Raw genomic sequence first — 18,110 nt, 5'->3', positions numbered from 1 at the left:
TATATTGGAACTATCGTATTTTTAATCGGTTTGTACTTGATGTATAGAAATAAAAAAGGAAAAGTTACTTTCAAAAAACCAGGTTGGTTACTCATAATAGGTTTTATATTATTTTTTGTTCTAGGAATTATCTTTGTAGACAAATCAGAAATAGAAGAAGTAAGCAATAATACTAAAAAAGAAAGTATCTCAGAAAATAACAAATCAAATGAAACTAAGCAAAAAGCTAAAACTGAAGAGAAAGCTAGAATTGCAGCTGAGCAAAAAGCTAAAGCTGAAGCTGAAGAAAAAGCTAAAATTGCGGCTGAGCAAAAAGCTAAAGCTGAGGCTGAAGAAAGAGCTAGAATTGCGGCTGAGCAAAAAACTAAAGCTGAAGCTGAAGAAAAAGCTAGAATTGCAGCTGAGCAAAAAGCTAAAGCTGAGGCTGAAGAAAGAGCTAGAATTGTGGCTGAGCAAAAAGCTAAAGCTGAAGAAAAAGCTAGAATTGCGACTGAGCAAAAAGCTAAAGCTGAAGCTGATGAGAAAGCTAGAATTGCAGCTCAACAAAGTGCGAATAACACTTCAACTTCTGATAGAGGAAATGAGTCATTTAAAAACTGTACAGAATTAAGAAAAGTATATCCAAATGGTGTACCATCTAGCCATCCTGCATACGAACCTAGACTCGACCGAGATAAAGACAATTTTGCATGCGAAAGATAAATAATTCAAATCTCTAATAAACGTTAAGAGGCCGGAACATAATTAGTCTCTAAATAATGTAAAAAGTGAAATTGGGGCATTCAATTTCACTTTTTTATATTTTTTGCCACTTGCACGTTATAGCCTGCTTTCAAAGTTTTGTGTTGCCATTTTATAGACAGTTATACTCTACACGTCTCTGCATTTTCCACTGCTGCATATCTTCCTTAGTTTTAAATAAAGCTTTGGCAGTGCTTTCACTTCCATTGGCTTTAACGTTACTTTAAATATTGTAAGCTATTCTCAGGAGTTTTATATTTGTAAAATTAGTTATTATTTCACCATTAAATAATTATTTACCCAGCATTAAAACTTAATAATCTTAAAAAACCTTTTCATTTAATTAGAACTATTTATGTTAAGATAACATATAACTTGAATTTAAAGGATTTGATACAATGAAAAAGAGAATAAAAGTAGTTGGGGCCGTTATATTAAGTGAGGATAATACCATCCTTTGTGCACTTCGTTCTCCTACTATGACCTTACCAAACCTTTGGGAATTTCCAGGTGGAAAGATTGAACAGGGAGAAAGCCCTAAAGAAAGTTTAATACGCGAAATAAAAGAAGAACTTGAATGCACTATTGAAGTGCAAGAACTTGTCGCTGATATTGTATATGAATACCCAGCTTTTATTATTAATCTTATAACTTATAAAGCAATAATTATTGAAGGGACTCCTATTGCACAAGAACATGCACAACTGAGATGGGTACCTTTACAAGAGATTCGTCAACTTGAATGGGCACCAGCTGATGTTCCAACTATTGACGCTTTAATAAAAGACTAGTTTATAATACAAGGAAAATGTCAATTGACACTTTCCTTGTATTCTCCTAATCTCTTTCTACAATATAATGGTACAAATTATATTCAATCGGTTGCTCCATTAATAAATTCATCGTTACTACAGGGAGTTCCTTACCATTTATATCAGGCATGGTCGTTTCTGCTGCTGTCTCTTTATCAGGAAAGGCTTTACCTAAATAATAAAAATCGCTACCTTCATCATCATCTTTTTTCACAAAAATATGTAAATTAATCCCTCTTTCTTGTGAATAGACAATTTTCTTTACTTCTTCAGAAGAGAGAGTCCGATTATTTTTTGTGAAATATCTTAATAGCTCTGGATTTTGAAATTCATCTCCATATTTCACACTAGCATCAACGTTATCATCTTTATGATAAGTTATAAAGATTGGGCATGTTCCATACTTTGCCTTATATCCATATACAGTGGAGCTTTCATCATTATGCCAATTTAATAATCTACAAGCATCTTTTCTCGTATATTTTTGATAGAGCGTCAACGGGTGATTATAGCTATACGCCTTACTCTTTTCATTTGCTGCTAATAATAAGTCCTTTACTAAACTTTTAAAATAAGAATGATTATGTAAACATTCATTTATTTCTTGATTAAAATAAAAATAACCCTCTTCATTGATACTTACTATAGGTTTTTCACCGTACTTCTTAATATCTTTACTATTAAAGAAAGACAAATTAAGTATTCGTTCTACGGAAGCAATTATATCATCGCTAACGGAACAATTTTGTTCCAATAATTTTTCTGTATATTCTTGATAGCTAATCCTTTCTTTTTTTAACAAAAGATCAAGCAAAATTAATTCATGCTTTCTTTTTCCGTTTAATAGTTCTAAGGAAAACATAGATAATACTTTATTCTCATATTTCATTAATTCAGGGAGACCTTTTTCCATTTTTAATAAAAATTCATGGATATTTGGATATTTTTTTGTATTTACGAAAACAATAGGATCAAGTGAATTTTGCTGTAGAAAGTCATATAGATATGGAATTCTACCAATTTTATTTTTTAAAGATAAATACGACTCTCTAAATTTTTTTAATGTAGATAAATTACTACTATTGATCGCTTTGAAGATTTCTTTTTTAGCGATCTCTTCAAAATTAACAGTCGAAATACCCTGTATATAACTTGTGTCCTTAGTCTGACGTCGCATATTATCTTTATTAAGTGATTGATCACCGCTTAATGCAATGGGAATAAGATAATTATTTTTATAATTACCAATAAAATCAATTATGGTTACGTAATCCTTCGATGCGTGTTTTCTCAAACCACGACCTAGTTGTTGAATAAAAATTATACTTGATTGAGTTTGCCTTAACATAACTACTTGATTTATACAGGGAATATCAATCCCTTCATTAAAGATATCTACAGTCAAAATATAATCCAAATCACCATCTTCTAACTTTTTCACCTGTTTAGCTCTATATTCTTGTCCGTCATTACCAAGCAAAGCCACTGTACGAAGACCTCGTTTATTAAATTCCTTTGATAATTCACTAGCTTCTTCTTTTCTACTACAAAACATTAATCCTTTTACCTGCTCACCGGAATACCCATAAAAATGAATTTTCTCTAATATATGATTTACTCTCTCATCTGTTACTAACTTAGAAAACATAACAGAATCATCGAGCAGTTTTCCTTCAAGGGCTATATCTGTTACCCCAAAATAATGGAAAGGACAAAGCATATCCTCGTTTAATGCCTCTTGAAGTCGAATTTCATATGCAATATTATAATCAAATAATTGATAAATATTAATATCATCTGTTCTTTCTGGTGTTGCTGTCATCCCTAGAAAAAATTTCGGTTGAAAATAATTGATTACCTTTTGATAGGAGGAAGCTCCTGCCTTATGCACTTCATCAATTAATATATAATCAAATTCATCCTTATTAAATGTGCTTAAAAAATCTTTTCTAGAAATTGTCTGAATCGTAGCAAATAAATACTTAGCATCTTTCTCCTGGCTATTTCCAGATAGAATACCAAAATCTTGATCAGGCCCACCTAATACTTTTTGATAATCAGATTTTGCTTTTTTTAATATTTGCTCACGGTGTACAATAAAAAGCATGCGTTTCGGTGCAAAACGCCTTACGTCAAATGCAGATAGATACGTTTTACCAGTCCCAGTTGCAGAAATAATAAGCCCCTTATTCTTTCCAGCATCTCGTAATGATTGAATTTGGGCTAATGCTGCTTCCTGCATTTTATTAGGCGTAATTTTTATTGCATTTTCTATGGAATTTACTTGGTAAGATTCCGAAAAATCGATTACGGTATTCAATTTTTGACTATTTACAACTGGTTTATAATTCACCTCATATTCTTTTATCCACTCTTCCGTTAATAATCGAGATTTCTCCCAGACACCTTCGAACTGCCTATTAAAATGATGAATCAGTTCTCCATTTTCATGTGAAGTTAACTTGACGTTCCATTCATAATTTACCTTGAGCGCATTTGCTGTTAAGTTGGAACTTCCAACAATCATAGAATAATGATCTTTATGATGAAAAATATATCCCTTTGAATGGAACCCACTTAAATCTGACAATCGTACTTCAATGTTTTTAATTTTCATGAGTTCACGAAATAATTTTGGTTGATTAAAATTTAGAAAAGTTGAAGTTAAAATACGACCTTTTACACCTCTCCTATTAAGATCCCATAGATGTGACTTAAGCATAGCAAGTCCGCTCTCTGTTATAAAAGCAACAGAAAAAATAAAAGAATCACAGCGATCTAACTCTTCCAACAGTGACCCCAATACATTTTCATTTTTCTTGCAGTTATTCACTAATAACTTTGGCCGATATGTACCCGCCACTTTTAACTCCTGATCAATAAAACCTTTACGTAATGAAGAGGCTAAATTATCTTTGAAATTCATTTTTAAATCACCTCGATGTTTTTTCATTTATTAATATGTAACAGCCAATTAAATATTTGTTATCCTTACTAATTCTTTAACTCTACTCTTTCCTCTCAAAATAACTATGCAATCGATACTCGCAAATCCACCTAGTAAACTCATAAACAGACTGCTGGTCTTCCTCGCTCACATCCAAGTTAGGAACGAACACTCCATCTTCAGACTTTAACATGCCCTTCGAACTGCCACTCCATTTTGTCATCGGCATAGTTTCTATCAATTTAGCGACTTTCCCTTCATCATATTTCCATAGTTTCTTGCAAGATTGATCACTGAAGTCAATACGTTTGCGGTACTCTTTCTCCATTAAAAAAGAATGGAAAAATGGTGCTACTTCTCTTGCTGTGATCGGCTTCATCCATTCACTTGGCCCCCGTTTCAGCATGGCGAGCAGAAGTATCATCTTGTAGCTTTTATTCATGCTTGTCCGCTCTACTTCGATGAACCAATCCTCATAGCACAAGAATATTTGTGATTCTTGCTCCGATAATTCACTGGACCATTGCAGGAATGCAATGTACGACTTGAATTCCTGTTTATAAAGTCGGCTATCGACTGAGCCTTTCATATGCACCTCGAGATAAGATGGGCGTCTGCCGAGTTCCAGTTTTACTTGCTGGTAACTGCGTTTAAGCATTTCCTTTCGCGGCATTTTCTTTTTTGCCAGTTCTTCCAATAGTTGTTTGGCTTCAAGTTCAAAATGAATATCGCAACCAATCGGCGCCATCTGTTGAAGGGCTTTGCTTTTCTTCTTCTCGTCAACCGGCACGTAAAACATCTCTTGCTTCACATCGGCATTGCGATAATTCGCAATAAGATCGATAATGACACACTGACTTTTCCCTTCCGCTAAGCGCAGTCCCCTGCCTATCTGTTGGGTAAAAACCGTCAGCGATTCAGTCGGACGGGCAAACAATAACGTATCGACTGCAGGAATATCGACACCTTCATTGAATAGATTGACGGTCATGATGCAATCTAATTCGCCTTCTGCCAGTTGCATGATAGCTTCATCGCGTGCTGTTGCGGAATGTGAATGCAGACTGATAGTCTTATAGTCGTGCCTGTTAAAATAATCTGAAAGGAAGTCAGCCTGCAAGATACTTGAGCAAAAGACAATCGTCCTTGTCTGGCGATGCTGTCGCCATGCTTGCAGAATCTTCTCCGCCAAGTCTTCCTTCAATTGCGCAACGGCCAACTCTTCGGCATCGTATCTTGTTCCCAGCCATCTGATCTGAGAATAATCGGTATCATCGTATACACCGTAATAATGGAATGGCGCGAGCCACTGCCTTTGGATCGCTTCGATGAAATCAATCCGGTAAGCTACATTTCCGTCGCAAATGCTGTAGATGTCACGATAATCGTTTCGGTCAGGTGTGGCGGTGATACCGAGTAGGAATCTTGGTTTGAAATAGTTTAATACTTTCTGATATGTATTGGCTGCCGCATGATGAAATTCATCAATGATGATTAAGTCGAAATCTTCCGGTGCAAATACATCCAGATGGCGTTTGCGGCTCAATGTTTGGATTGAAGCGAATACTACATCGGCTTCCGTATTTTTATGTTTGCCATTATAAATGCCCGTTTTGGCAGGCTGAATGACCTTCTGAAAAGAACATTTTGCTTGATGAAGAATTTCTTCCAGATGCGCGACGAACAAAACTCGCTTGAAACGTTTCGCGAAGAAAGCAGCCAAATAAGTTTTCCCAAGGCCTGTCGCCATGACGACCATTGCCTTGTCATATCCTTCTTCCTGGATATTTTCCAGCTCTTGTAGAGCATCAATTTGGGCGAAGCGCGGTGCTATCACATCATAAGACTGTTGGTTCTCGATTACTTTTTCAGGTAGAGGCCCATCCTCTTTCGCGTCCAGCAACGTCAGTTCAATTTCTTCGCGCTTCGTCCATGTACGGACTAATTGCGGATGACTTTTATGGAATTCTTCATACTCTTTGTGGTACTGTTTGACCGTTTCTTCGTTAAGCGGCATGGTGGATTCATCATGATACAGTATCAGAAATTCCTTAATTGCGGTCTCTACGATATCATTTTCTTCGCCGCCAGTAATAGATACATTCCATTCAACCCCATTTGTCAGGGCTGAACGGGACATGTTCGAGGAACCGACATAGAAGGTGCCATCATGGTCATTTTCAAAAATATACGCCTTTGGATGAAAGGAGATTCCTTTACTTTTCCAAAGACGCACTTCAATCGACTGATGGATGCGTATCAAGCGCTCTAAAGCTTCTGGTTGGGTGATGTAAAGATAATCCCCGGTGCAAATTTTAATATCACTGCCGTTCTCCGCCGCTTGAAGCAAACTTTCTTCCAATAGTTTCACCCCTGAGTTCATCACAAAAGAAGTCAGTATATAACAAGTTTTCGCCTTGTTGATACTGTCTTTCACACGGGTAGATAGATCTTGAGTGATCAGCTCGATGCTACTTGCCATCACTTACCTCGATCAGATAAATCTTCTCGTCGAATCCGCCTCTTTTAGCGGCTTTTTCTTTGCGCGCTTTATCCAATTTCTCAGGTGTAGCGCCATGGCAGCGGCTTAGAGCATAGATGACTTCCATTAAATCGGCAAGTTCTTCAATTGCACTCTCATCATCTTCCGCTTCCAGATACTCCCTCAGTTCCTCTTGGCTTTTCTTGCGCAACTCTAGTTCATACTCTTCTTTATCTAATATTCTTGTAGAGAATTCCTTGCCTGTCTTCTTAATTATATTCGGTATTAAATCACGTACTAGTTTATTATGAACTGGCATTACTATCATCCTTTCATAGCTATCTGCTTCAATTTTAAGTATGAAAAATCATTCATCATACTTCCCGGCATCCTCTGCAACAAAAGACACATCTCTAAAAAACTCATTCGCTTTATACTCGATCTGTATATCCTTCAGACGATTTCGGAAATACTGCTCCAGTTCTTTATTGGTACAATACACAAAACAACCTTTTTGCCCTCTGGTCAAAAGCGTACGATAAGTATTCCGTATAATTTCATCGGCAAGCTTCTTTGCTTTTTCAGGTTCCTCTTTAGCCATCTTTTTGATCCCTTTTAAAGAACTATCTGTTTTCGCTCTTTTCGTGAAATCCGTTTTCACATCGCCATCTTCTACATACAGATCATCACCGATGATCACACCCACATAATCAAATTCCAAACCTTGTGAAGTATGGATGCATCCTACTTCATTGACTGAGTTTTCATCAATTGCCCAACTGTCTGAATTAGCAAGATTCCAGCTCATACAAAAATGGTGTTCAGGCAATTCAATATCATGTATTTTGGAATTGCTCTTCCCTTCCTTCTTCCAATCCCAACAGTAACCCGCGAGCAGCCTTGCCTTATTGTTTGTCCGGTTCAGCTTGAAGATTTCATCCCTCATTTTTGCGGGGGCGCTGTATACCCTGAAGTCATAGTCGCTTCCTATATAGTCGTCGTTGGCTGTCTGCCGTATCTGCAGTACGTCATCGATCCACGCGAGATAGCCGTCGGAACCGCTGCAGCGGAATTGCGAGTCCAGCACAGCGTAGGAAACGCTTGCATTGTATTCATCGGCAAATTTTTTGATTGTTTCAATGCTTCCCGCGTCCTTCAGTGTCACCCGCTGGCGTTCGTCGATGAAGAAGATGGCTAGTTTGGATGCATGGATGATTTCCTTCATCTGGTTTTCGCCGAGGTGGTTGAACATGCCTGATTTTTCGTTTAGCCGGTGCGCTTCATCCACAATCAGTACATCGAAGGCATTATTGGCCGCTTCAATATAGCTGCCGGACCCCTTGAATAGGTTATCGATGTGGCCCTTGCGGAAATCCTGCTTCAGTTTCTTGGCGTAGATGGCTCTTGGAGCCGCGTTTTTCGTCACATACTGGCATACCATGTCTTTTGCAGTTAACTCTACTAATAAATTTATAGCCAACACGGATTTTCCGGTTCCCGGTCCACCTTTGACGATTAGAACCTGTTTCTCATTCTTCTGATACGCTTCTTCAGCAAGGGTTTTAGCTGTTTCATAAACCACTTTTTGTTCATCGATCATGACAAACTCTTTGTTTCCCTTGAGCATATTAAGGAGTGCATCCTGTAATGATTTAGAAGGCCGGATACGGCCATTTTCAATTTTATATAAGTTCTCTTTACGATCTCCATACTTTATATTCTGTTTTATAAATCCCCGAAGTCTAGTGGCATCCCCTTTCCGGAAGACGGGTGCTTTCTCAATATAGTATTGATAATAATCATCTATAATAGGGTCATCATTTTCTACTTTCACATAATTATGTAGATAGGCGCATGGGTGCAACTCAAAATGTTCGTTCTGGGCATTTTCATTATAATCTTGGATTAATGCGGCATAAGACCATGCCTGGTAGGAGGGATGTGTAGTTTCCCTTGGTCCTCCTCCCAAAAATGTTCTGACAATCGCTTCTTTCCCTTCCACCTTCTCCACATCCTGCCACTGCTTCAATTCGACAATGACGATGGACTGATTATGGTCGTTACTGCCCGAAATAAGAAAATCGACTCTTTTTGAAGTATTCGGTATTTTAAACTCAATTGCCACTCCAGCATCATTAGGTATTTCTGGATCCAATAAAACGTTATGCATATATTTCAAAGAGTTATCCCATGATCTTAACTCACTTTTATTAACTGCCCCAATCTTTGCGGAATAGTTACGAACAATATTATCTATCAACTGATCTTCATAAACATCTTTCAAAAACTCGCTTTTCAAAGCCTCATAAATAATCATAATTGCTCACCTTTTCTGTAATCTGAAGAAGACTAAAATAAATTGTCATGCCTGCAAATATTTTATTCGAATTCCCGACAAGCTAATCTAAAGGTAATTGTATAATGAATCAATATCATTAATACTATTTTACTATTAAACTCTTATCTAACAAAGAATTTATCATATATTGCATACTAAAAAAGGCAATCGAGGAAATGACTTTATCCTTAATTGCCTTTTTCGAATTCTCCCCCCCACTAAGAGCATGCCAAAAATGATCCTACCATATCCAATCTGAAATTCGTGGAATTCTACTTTTAAGTGTCGCCAAATATATTTAAATGCCGACGTTCAACGACCACCCATTAATCAGCGTGAGGAATTGGAGGAAGATCGACTCTCACATTCCGAGTTCGAATACGAAGTGGAAATCAAAACGGCCGACAACCGATTGAAAACCATGGATGTCAGCAGCCGCACAGGCACGGTGGACGCGGATGACGAAGAGTAACCATACAAGCAAGGCGCCAAGCATATAGCTGGCGCCTTCTCTCTCGTTGCCGCGGTTCATTTCCCCTCCACAATCTTCGCAAACTCGGCAATCGTTGTGGTATAGGTGATATACAGCCGTGGCAATGTATACTGTTCATCCTTGGCGCCTCTTTTCACGAAATACTCGGGCGTCGTCGCAATGCCGAAATCATAGTATTTTTTCGTTTCGGCGATGACCTTCTTGTTGAAAATTCCATATGGATAGGCAAGAGCGATTACCGGCTTGCCGGTTATGCGCGCGATCGCTTCCTTCGACCCTTTCAGCTCGTACTCCAAGTTATCCACCTTACGCAGATCGGGATGGGTCGCTGAATGGGATTGGATTGAAACCATACCTGATGTAGCCAGCATCTTCAGGTCGTCTTCCGACAAGCGGTTCGAACGGCCGATGAATTCGGAAATCACGAAGAAGGTGCCTTTCGGAGAGAAGGTATCCGTCTTCAGTTTCTTAAAAACAGCAAAGGCTGTCAGGTTGTTTTTGTAGCCGTCGTCGAAGGTAAGAAAGATCGGTTTGGCGACCTGGTCCATCTCCTGCCACTGCTCGAATGTCAGCGGGGTGAAGCCATGCTCGCGCAAATACAGCATTTGCTGTTCGAACGCATCCGGCGACACGTACAATTCTTGGGAGCCATGCCCCTTGAATTCGGCAATGGAATGGTAAATCAATATTGGTATTTTCCGCTCGGCGGAGGCATTCGCCGCCGGAAGGCACACGGCCAGCAGGCATATCAAAAGGAACACTTTCACTTTCATCTAACAGACCCCGCTTTTTGCTTGTTAGTATGCCTCCTTCGGCGAATATTATCAATCCCCCTCATGGTTCTAGGGCGGGCATCCTTATGGGAGAAAAACTATGGACGCCACCATATTTGCACTTTCCGCCTCCTGGATATTTACATGAATTTACCTAATTAATCCTCTTAATGGTCAATTATAAAATAGTTCCGAGGAGTGTTGTATTTGAGAATAAAGTACTTTGTATCGTGTTTCATCAGTACATTGTTTATAAGTGCTATGCTCTCTATAGGATGTTGACGTTGAAATGAACCATTACATGCAACAGCTTTCTAGAATCTTAACCAACCAAGGAATAGACGTTAATTCAAACATAGAAGACCATATCATAGCCAATGAAACGATGAAAAAAACAATTTAACCTATGAGGATATCACCATAATTTTTTACAATTGGTATTTCTTCACTTTCCACATGTTTTCTATCATGAGAAAAAGCCATCTCAATGAGAGCTCTTTGCGCTCTTTCACTAAATGGCTTATTTACTCCTGTATATTCTGGCATTGGATTTCCATACATTTCCTGGAAATATAGATATCAAACCTTATTTACTATGTGCCAACAGCCTTTTTAAATTGTCATCGATAAATTGATTATCGTTTCTATTGATTCCACGGCCGGCAAAATGTCCCCAGATGGATTGAATCGGATTCCATTCAGCGTTAGGTATAAGCTTAGCCTCGTATTTGTTATCTTCAGCCGTACAGAATAAATCAGTGCTTCCCGGCATGACGCAGGCAAGTGCTTTAATATTCTTAAGCGCTTCCTCAAAATCTCCATTATAGGCTGGGTTTGCACTAATATCTGCAAACTGCCCGGTCCATAACATGGCCAGGACATTGTGAGGGTCCATCTTCATAAAGCTATCTTCCCAGACTCCTGCCACAAAGTCTTCCAACGAATCAAATCCCATCTCACGATATAGTTCCTCTCTATAAAACGCCTGCGACAAGCCCCATCCAGCATAGACTCGGCCAACGGCACGCATATCTGCTGAAGTCAAATAGTTTGATTTAGTTGAATCGAAGCCGACTGCAGCCATCAGCGCAGCTTTCAAAGCGTCCAGAACCACAAACGTATGGGGCCAAGTCTTGGCACTTCCGCAGAAAGGTGCAATTCGTTCTACCATGTCAGGATAGCTTGCCCCCCATTGGAAAGATTGAATGCCTCCCATTGACCATCCAACTACAAGGGCTATTTTTTGAATGCCAAATTGTTCAGTCACCAGCCGATATTGGAATGTGACATTGTCATAGATGGTTACCCGCGGGAAATTGGCCCGGTCGAACGGTGGAGGCGTGTTACTGGGAGACGAAGATAAACCGTTTCCCAGTAGATTGGGAACGATAATGAAATATTTCGTCGGATCCAGTGCCATGCCCTCTCCTATCAACCATTCATTCTGGACATGCTGATCGCCAAAAGCAGTTGGATAGACGATTGCATTATCTTTCTGTTCGTTCAATTCCCCATACGTTTTATAGGCAAGAAAAGCGTCCGGCAACGTGATTCCCGATTGCAACGTGACATCCCCCAAATCAAATATCTCATAATCCATGTTAGTACCCTCCCTTTAAGATGAAACCATGGAATGATTCCTTGTGATTAGTATAGGCCTGTGGTAATCTCAAGAAAAGTGAATAAAATTCAAAGCAGTATTCAATAATTTTGAAGGTTAAGGGAGGAAGAACAATGGAATTGCGCCAGCTAAATACATTCCGCACAGTTGCATCTACTTTAAATTTCAGCCGGGCTGCCGAAGCTCTGAACTATGTCCCCTCTAATGTCACTATGCAAATGAAAGCATTGGAGGATGAACTTGGCGTCCGCCTCTTTGACCGCTTGGGAAAGCAGCTTGTTCTTACAACTGCAGGTAAACGCTTTTTAACCCATGTCCAAAGCATTCTGGATCAATTAGAAGAAGCACGCAGTGCCGTTCACGACCATGAAAGCCTAAACGGTACTTTAACAATAAGCGCCAACGAGGTTCTTTGCGCATATCGGCTTCCAGCAGTCTTTCAGCTCGTTCGTTCACGCCATCCGGGAGTCCGTCTCATCTTCCGCTCTGTTCCAAATCAGCAGCTCAAGCAAACCCTCTTTGAAGGAACCGCGGATGTAGTCTTTATACTGGACGAACCCATTCTTTCAACAGGCCTTCAAGTGGAACCATTGCTGGAGGAAACGTTTCGTTTTTTCGTCGCTCCAGACCATCCCCTTGCGAAGCGCGCTCATCTACAAGAGAAAGATTTTCAAGGAGAAGCGTTTCTAGTCAATGAAAAAGGCTGTCCCTATCGAACTATGTTTGACATGTCATTTGAAAAAAAGGGCATTGATCAAATTACTTATTTGGAATTTCAAAATGCAGAAGCGATTAAACAATGTGCCATTTCCGGCATCGGAATTGCCTTTCTCCCTGAAGTAACAGTCGAAGCAGAAGTTGAACGGGGCGACCTCGTTATTCTTCCATGGAAGAATCCGGACTTGCATGTCTATACACAGATGTTATGGCATAAAGACAAGTGGCTTTCGCCAATAATAGTAGCTTTCATAGAAGCAGCGAGAGAGGTTTTAGGCATGGAGGAGGAGCATAAAACTATTTAGCCAATCGATGATATTTCACTATCTTATGGTGGTTATTTAATTAGCAATATGAAATGATTATTAATATGGCATCCTATTTCAATAAATAAGATGCCTTCCACTTACCCCATCAAAAAGCTACTATATTACAAACAGAAAAAGGGACGAATCCTTTCCAATTCACGTCCCCGTTAAAACCTCTATTTACTTGTTCTTAGTTGATTCTTCGCCTCGTTCACGATAGTTGTCATTAAGAATGCCCTACTCAATCTCGAGCGATGGTCTCCATACCTAAAACATCTATACTTTCACTAATGGCATGCCATTTGTACCATACTTCTATGGATTCGGGGTCGTCATAATACTCCAAGTCACGAACTACCCATACATCTGATAAGCTATATCAATAGCATTATTTTCATTTTCAAGTATCTTTTCCGACAAATGTTTCATATACAATTCAGCACACTCTTTATAGGATGGTTCCTGTATGTCCAATTCAGTAACAGCGTTTCTAAAATAACTTTCCACCTCAAAGATATTTAACGGTTCTCTGAGAGAAGATAGGATATTCATTGAAAATGACGAGCGATCATTTTCCAACATCCTCAATGCCCAATTAATATAATCATAGTCTCAATATTCCCTTGATATTTCTTATAAAATAAAAGTAAGGTGTCCATATCATCCTTCTCCTATTAGCTTATTAGCCTTTTATACAAGAATATAATTGAATTTAATTATTCTTCATTTCTAAAATCGATCATTACTCCGACCACCTCTTTGGAAATATTATATTTTACATTCACTTGGTATACTCCATCACCATAACCTGACATTGATACCGCACCACCTGGAACAACCCCGCCTTGTGCATTTGAAGAGACCTTATCACAACAGGCAACAAAATATTTCATGCCTTCTTCATCCATATCAAGGTCATCAGTATTTTCCACTTCGTATGGAACCATTTCATCTCTGCCGAATGTTTCTAAATCGAATATGCCTGCTTTCGCAGAATCAATCCCGATCCATTTATCACAAAGGTGCCATTTCCCTCTTGGCTTCTTATCCCCATGAAAGGCAAGTAAATAATCAACTACTTCTTCATCTGAGTAAGAGATGGATGAGTTCCAAGTACCTTTTTTAACATTTTCAATTATGATTTGCATTTCTTGCTCTTCATCTACCCGATAACCAGGGTCAGTTATAATTAACTTTTCACTTTCAACAAGAAAAGTCCCCACTTTAACTGGCTTATTCTTTTTTGCCTTAGGTATATTTCTATCAATAATTTCACTTAATGATGATGAGGGATATTTTTTAATTCCGTTTTTTTCATTCCAAATAAAGATATATTCCTGCATAAATCTTTTTCTGACTCGGTAACACATTTTATCACCTTTCAGATTTTCACCAATACAGATCATATCGAGTGGCAAGTCTTTGGGTCTGTCATCTTTATTTCGAATTACAATATTTCCTAATTCACAATGTTCACTCGTTTTAATTGGGAACAAAGTCCAATCACCAAATTTCACTCCATTTGATGCTAAAAATAATTCCTTATATTCTTCTGGAAAAAGAGCACCTAGTGTAAATGTCAACATAAATATGTACACTTTCGCTTGGATAAGGATGTACAGAATTACTCGTTCTCTTTTGCTAAATGATCCTTTAATCGGTATGAATCACCTATCATAGGCACAACTGTCGCATGATGTAAAATGCGGTCTAATATGGCATTGGCCAGTTTAGGTTCCTGAAATATTTCATCCCACGCTTTGAAATTCACATTGGTTGTTAAGATGGTACTTCTTTTTTCATATCTTCGATCAATCAGCTGGAAAAACAACTTAGCGTCTTCGTGATCAATCGGTAAATAACCGATTTCATCGATGATTAACAGTCTGTATTTGCTGTAATGCTTCAAACGGCTCTCTAACCGATTTTCTAATCGAGCTTTCCTCAAATTTTGAATCAAGTCATGGCACTTAATAAAATAGGTACTCGTCCGTTTCTTTGCTGCCGCAATCCCTATTGCTGTGGCCAAATGGGTTTTACCGACACCACTTGGTCCTAAAAACACAATATTTTCATTCTCCTCGATAAAACGCAATGTAAGGAAGTCTAGAATCTGCTGTTGGTTAATCGATGTTTGAAAGGTAAAATCGAAATCTTTCACCTCCTTAAAATGAGGGAAAGCTGCGACCTTCACCATCGATTGCGTCATGTTTTTCTCCCGTATGTCTATTTCATACGCAGTCAACTTGATTAATGTGTCGATAAATGACATCTGATGCTTTACGCTGAAGTCTACGATTTCATTTAAATGTAAGCTCATTTGCTTTAACTTTAGATAGTCAAGATTCCATAATAATTGTTGATAGTTTGTAGTTGGATTCATTATTTATACACTTCTCCAATCGTTGCTAAATTCCGTTTTGCTAAATCGTCGATTTCAGGATAATGAGGGGTGGAAACAAGTAAGCTTGCCTTATAATGTTCCTCTTGATAATTAAGTTTAGCGTTACTAATTGGATGTTGGGCGATCAGTTTCATGTTATAATAAATCCACAAGTAGTCATCATACACCTGTAAGCCTACTTTTTTTCCTTGATATTCTGGTGGTACAGAGTATTGATTCGATTTGTAGGAAATCATGTTTGATGCATTGACTTTTACATGTGTATGTTTGATGCGATAGGAATCTCTTACTTTGTCAGTTGGTAGCTGGAGTAAGTGGTTCCTTTCTTTTTTGAATTCCATAATCGGTATTTTCCCCGTTCCTTGATGGATCTGGTGATTCATTCTATTCCCTAAATCCTGTATGAATAGATGAAGTTCCTCCATTGTCAGTTGACCTTGGTACGCATGAATTTCATCAAGGAGTTTCATTGTGGATTCAATTTTCCCCTTGGTTCTCGGTCGTCCTGCAATACATGGTTTGACTTTAAAATCAAAGTCCCTCGCAAACTGATCAAATTTCGCATTCACTTTCCCAGGTTGATAATCAGTCCTCGCTTCATCCATTACCGTTTTCATATTATCCGTAAGGATTTCAGCTGGAACTCCGCCAATTGCTTCAAAAGTATCTGTTAAAAAAGAAAGTAAGGTACTCTGTGACTTAGAAAGACTTAATTGAAATGTTCGGAATCTGGAATTTGATAAAATGAAAGCCGCCACATTGACTTCTATCTTTTCTCCCTCTTTGGTTTCGAATAAAATGTTTTCCTTCCAATCTAATTGGGCCTGCTTACCTGGTGGCGTTTCAAATCGGACTGTCCCTTTGGGTGAAGAAATACGTTTATCCTCTTCAAAGTAGGCATTAAATTCAGGTGTACGAGCTATATACGCACGGAAGGTTGAAGCTCCACATTCCAATCCATGATTGTCTTTTAGGTACTGCCAAAGCATACGACGGTAATAAAATACCTGTTTTGAATCTTCTGATAACAATGCGGCTATTATTTCATAATAAGGATCAATCTTTGAGGGCTTTTCCCTTTTTCTTTTTGGGATAAAGCCATTTAGATATTTATCAATTGTCCGCCGATCCACACCCAATTCCTTTGCTAGCTTACTTTTATTGATTTTCATTTTCATATGCTCCATAATCTGTTTGAATTTCGGTAAGTCTGAAAGACTTTTAATCTCAAAATCGATATCAATATTCATTGTTATGTACATACTAATCCCCCCAAGATTAGTATGTAGATTCATATCAAATTTGTACATATTTATTCGAGCAATACTGTACATATTTAAATTAGCATTTCTACACCTAGTTCTTTTTCCGTTTTTTTGATATCAAGCAAGGAGACTCCAGCCACCTTATCACTAGGTTCAATCAAATCGATTATTTTCATCTTCTCCCCTCCATCATGTACCTATATCAACCCGTTGTGGTCTTCAATGGCATTGCCTTTTTCATCGACCCCTAAAAATAGATAAACCTTTGTACCTTTTTTATAGGATCCAATGATTTTAAAATAACGTGCTTCATATATCTTTTGATCAATTGGCACTTTTGTTATCATTGGCTAGTTTTTAACTGGTTTTGTTGAATCCTTTTTCTGCAATTGGACTGATAGTAACTCAAAATTTCCATTAAAACTACCAGAACAATCACTGAGAATATATTTTTTTGTCTTTTTGTTAGTCTCAACTAATATGTTTCCGCAGCTATATTCTTGAATAAAATCCCCGTCAACACTGCTAGAAGCAGTCATTTTTTCTCCATCAAATGTTAAAGTCCGAACCATTCGTTGCCCCTCTATTCCATACTGTACAAAATCAATTTGATCTTCTTTTTGATTTTTTACGTTCTCAACAAATCTATCTAAACTCTCTATATTTTGTATATCACCGTGGTTATCAACCACTTCTTCATTTTTATTAAATTGACATCCTGCCATGACCAATAGAAGGAATCCAATCATAATTACTCTCATTTTTTCTCCCTCCCACTTATCAATATTACTCTTGAAACATTCTATAACCTTCTTTCACTATCCTGCTTCATTCGTCATATAAGAAAATAGTACGTGGACTGCTATATAGCTCCAAAATAAAAAAAGGATAAATATACCTTTCTATAGAATATATATAGTTGGGGGTGATTAACATGAACAATGAGGTTTTTGCTATTGCCGTTTATCCTATAAATAATACATATGTAGTTAGAAGTTGCTGTAGCCGAGGATACACACTGCATGCTACGGAAGGAGGATTCCACCGTTTTCCTGGTTGTACTTGTAAAGACTTAGCTACTGGATTAACAAAGGAAGAAGCAATTGACTTGGGACAAAAATATAGCAAGGAAATAAATGTTCCCTTTATTCTTGAATAACTGATTAACAATCATTTCACTTTCCTATACATTACGTTCTTGAAAGAAAA

The 18,110-nt window shown here is 38.0% G+C and carries 15 protein-coding genes and 1 pseudogene; 4 read left to right on the top strand and 12 right to left on the bottom strand.

The genetic code is table 11. From position 1 onward, the window contains the following. Positions 1 to 576: 576 nt before the first annotated feature. Positions 577 to 702, top strand: a pseudogene (locus tag ABC357_RS05885) (excalibur calcium-binding domain-containing protein); the annotation flags it as partial. Between the two features lie 437 nt (positions 703 to 1,139). After that, positions 1,140 to 1,532, top strand: coding sequence for a (deoxy)nucleoside triphosphate pyrophosphohydrolase (locus ABC357_RS05880; protein WP_412886607.1), 393 nt, complete (start codon positions 1,140 to 1,142; stop codon positions 1,530 to 1,532). Between the two features lie 46 nt (positions 1,533 to 1,578). Here the strand turns inward: ABC357_RS05880 and ABC357_RS05875 are convergent, their stop codons facing one another. The 8 genes from ABC357_RS05875 to ABC357_RS05840 form a co-directional block, all read right to left on the bottom strand. Further along, positions 1,579 to 4,479 carry a DEAD/DEAH box helicase gene (locus tag ABC357_RS05875; protein WP_412886606.1) on the bottom strand — a complete coding sequence of 967 codons (2,901 nt, stop codon included), beginning with the start codon at positions 4,477 to 4,479 and terminating at the stop codon, positions 1,579 to 1,581. Between the two features lie 82 nt (positions 4,480 to 4,561). Then, complete coding sequence (locus ABC357_RS05870) at positions 4,562 to 6,982, bottom strand: DEAD/DEAH box helicase family protein (RefSeq protein WP_412886605.1); 2,421 nt, start codon at positions 6,980 to 6,982, stop codon at positions 4,562 to 4,564. Further along, positions 6,972 to 7,301: a pyrophosphohydrolase domain-containing protein gene (locus ABC357_RS05865; protein ID WP_412886604.1), complete on the bottom strand. Its 330-nt coding sequence runs from the start codon at positions 7,299 to 7,301 to the stop codon at positions 6,972 to 6,974. The genes ABC357_RS05870 and ABC357_RS05865 overlap by 11 nt, the downstream gene beginning before the upstream one ends. Positions 7,302 to 7,349: 48 nt before the next feature. Further along, entirely contained in the window at positions 7,350 to 9,299 is a 1,950-nt protein-coding gene (locus ABC357_RS05860; protein ID WP_412886603.1) for a DNA/RNA helicase domain-containing protein, read from the bottom strand. Positions 9,300 to 9,681: 382 nt separating this feature from the next. Then, complete coding sequence (locus ABC357_RS05855; RefSeq protein WP_412886602.1) at positions 9,682 to 9,852, bottom strand: hypothetical protein; 171 nt, start codon at positions 9,850 to 9,852, stop codon at positions 9,682 to 9,684. Next, positions 9,849 to 10,586, bottom strand: coding sequence for a polysaccharide deacetylase family protein (locus ABC357_RS05850; protein WP_412886601.1), 738 nt, complete (start codon positions 10,584 to 10,586; stop codon positions 9,849 to 9,851). Before ABC357_RS05850 ends, ABC357_RS05855 begins: the two co-directional genes overlap by 4 nt. A gap of 399 nt (positions 10,587 to 10,985) precedes the next feature. Next, positions 10,986 to 11,132 (bottom strand): hypothetical protein, encoded by a 147-nt coding sequence (locus ABC357_RS05845; protein WP_412886600.1) that lies wholly within the window; start codon positions 11,130 to 11,132, stop codon positions 10,986 to 10,988. Between the two features lie 40 nt (positions 11,133 to 11,172). Next, the gene (locus ABC357_RS05840; RefSeq protein ID WP_412886599.1) at positions 11,173 to 12,186 is read right to left on the bottom strand and encodes an alpha/beta fold hydrolase; all 1,014 of its coding nucleotides are present in this window, start codon (positions 12,184 to 12,186) and stop codon (positions 11,173 to 11,175) included. A gap of 134 nt (positions 12,187 to 12,320) precedes the next feature. Here ABC357_RS05840 and ABC357_RS05835 point away from each other — a divergent pair, with 134 nt between their 5' ends. Beyond that, positions 12,321 to 13,229 carry a LysR family transcriptional regulator gene (locus ABC357_RS05835; RefSeq protein ID WP_412886598.1) on the top strand — a complete coding sequence of 303 codons (909 nt, stop codon included), beginning with the start codon at positions 12,321 to 12,323 and terminating at the stop codon, positions 13,227 to 13,229. A 719-nt stretch (positions 13,230 to 13,948) separates the two neighbouring features. Here the strand turns inward: ABC357_RS05835 and ABC357_RS05830 are convergent. The 4 genes from ABC357_RS05830 to ABC357_RS05815 form a co-directional block, all read right to left on the bottom strand. Beyond that, a complete protein-coding gene (locus ABC357_RS05830; RefSeq protein WP_412886597.1) occupies positions 13,949 to 14,818 on the bottom strand; it encodes an SMI1/KNR4 family protein in 870 nt (289 codons plus the stop codon). Between the two features lie 38 nt (positions 14,819 to 14,856). Further along, entirely contained in the window at positions 14,857 to 15,615 is a 759-nt protein-coding gene (gene istB, locus ABC357_RS05825) for an IS21-like element helper ATPase IstB (protein WP_412885551.1), read from the bottom strand. Then, complete coding sequence (gene istA / locus ABC357_RS05820; protein WP_412885845.1) at positions 15,615 to 16,898, bottom strand: IS21 family transposase; 1,284 nt, start codon at positions 16,896 to 16,898, stop codon at positions 15,615 to 15,617. The genes istB and istA overlap by 1 nt, the downstream gene beginning before the upstream one ends. 353 nt (positions 16,899 to 17,251) lie before the next feature. After that, positions 17,252 to 17,662, bottom strand: a complete 411-nt coding sequence (locus tag ABC357_RS05815; RefSeq protein ID WP_412886596.1) for a DUF4362 domain-containing protein — start codon at positions 17,660 to 17,662, stop codon at positions 17,252 to 17,254. Between the two features lie 173 nt (positions 17,663 to 17,835). Between ABC357_RS05815 and ABC357_RS05810 the strand changes: the two genes are divergently transcribed. After that, complete coding sequence (locus ABC357_RS05810) at positions 17,836 to 18,060, top strand: hypothetical protein (protein ID WP_412886595.1); 225 nt, start codon at positions 17,836 to 17,838, stop codon at positions 18,058 to 18,060. Positions 18,061 to 18,110: the final 50 nt, after the last annotated feature.

This window comes from Bacillus kalamii (assembly GCF_047238185.1).
Taxonomy (GTDB): Bacteria; Bacillota; Bacilli; order Bacillales; family DSM-1321; genus Bacillus_AD.
The sequence above is the reverse complement of the archived record's forward strand: the minus strand, read 5'-3'. Positions and strand labels throughout refer to the sequence as shown.

What these genes read in the sequence shown, in the direction of transcription:
- ABC357_RS05810 (WP_412886595.1), top strand. Translation starts at nt 17,836, where the DNA reads ATGAACAATGAGGTTTTTGCTATTGCCGTTTATCCTATAAATAATACA.
- ABC357_RS05850 (WP_412886601.1), bottom strand. Translation starts at nt 10,586, where the DNA reads ATGAAAGTGAAAGTGTTCCTTTTGATATGCCTGCTGGCCGTGTGCCTT.
- ABC357_RS05860 (WP_412886603.1), bottom strand. Translation starts at nt 9,299, where the DNA reads ATGATTATTTATGAGGCTTTGAAAAGCGAGTTTTTGAAAGATGTTTAT.
- ABC357_RS05855 (WP_412886602.1), bottom strand. Translation starts at nt 9,852, where the DNA reads ATGAACCGCGGCAACGAGAGAGAAGGCGCCAGCTATATGCTTGGCGCC.
- istB (WP_412885551.1), bottom strand. Translation starts at nt 15,615, where the DNA reads ATGAATCCAACTACAAACTATCAACAATTATTATGGAATCTTGACTAT.
- ABC357_RS05840 (WP_412886599.1), bottom strand. Translation starts at nt 12,186, where the DNA reads ATGGATTATGAGATATTTGATTTGGGGGATGTCACGTTGCAATCGGGA.
- ABC357_RS05865 (WP_412886604.1), bottom strand. Translation starts at nt 7,301, where the DNA reads ATGCCAGTTCATAATAAACTAGTACGTGATTTAATACCGAATATAATT.
- ABC357_RS05845 (WP_412886600.1), bottom strand. Translation starts at nt 11,132, where the DNA reads ATGCCAGAATATACAGGAGTAAATAAGCCATTTAGTGAAAGAGCGCAA.
- ABC357_RS05815 (WP_412886596.1), bottom strand. Translation starts at nt 17,662, where the DNA reads ATGAGAGTAATTATGATTGGATTCCTTCTATTGGTCATGGCAGGATGT.
- istA (WP_412885845.1), bottom strand. Translation starts at nt 16,898, where the DNA reads ATGTACATAACAATGAATATTGATATCGATTTTGAGATTAAAAGTCTT.
- ABC357_RS05880 (WP_412886607.1), top strand. Translation starts at nt 1,140, where the DNA reads ATGAAAAAGAGAATAAAAGTAGTTGGGGCCGTTATATTAAGTGAGGAT.
- ABC357_RS05830 (WP_412886597.1), bottom strand. Translation starts at nt 14,818, where the DNA reads ATGTTGACATTTACACTAGGTGCTCTTTTTCCAGAAGAATATAAGGAA.
- ABC357_RS05835 (WP_412886598.1), top strand. Translation starts at nt 12,321, where the DNA reads ATGGAATTGCGCCAGCTAAATACATTCCGCACAGTTGCATCTACTTTA.
- ABC357_RS05870 (WP_412886605.1), bottom strand. Translation starts at nt 6,982, where the DNA reads ATGGCAAGTAGCATCGAGCTGATCACTCAAGATCTATCTACCCGTGTG.
- ABC357_RS05875 (WP_412886606.1), bottom strand. Translation starts at nt 4,479, where the DNA reads ATGAATTTCAAAGATAATTTAGCCTCTTCATTACGTAAAGGTTTTATT.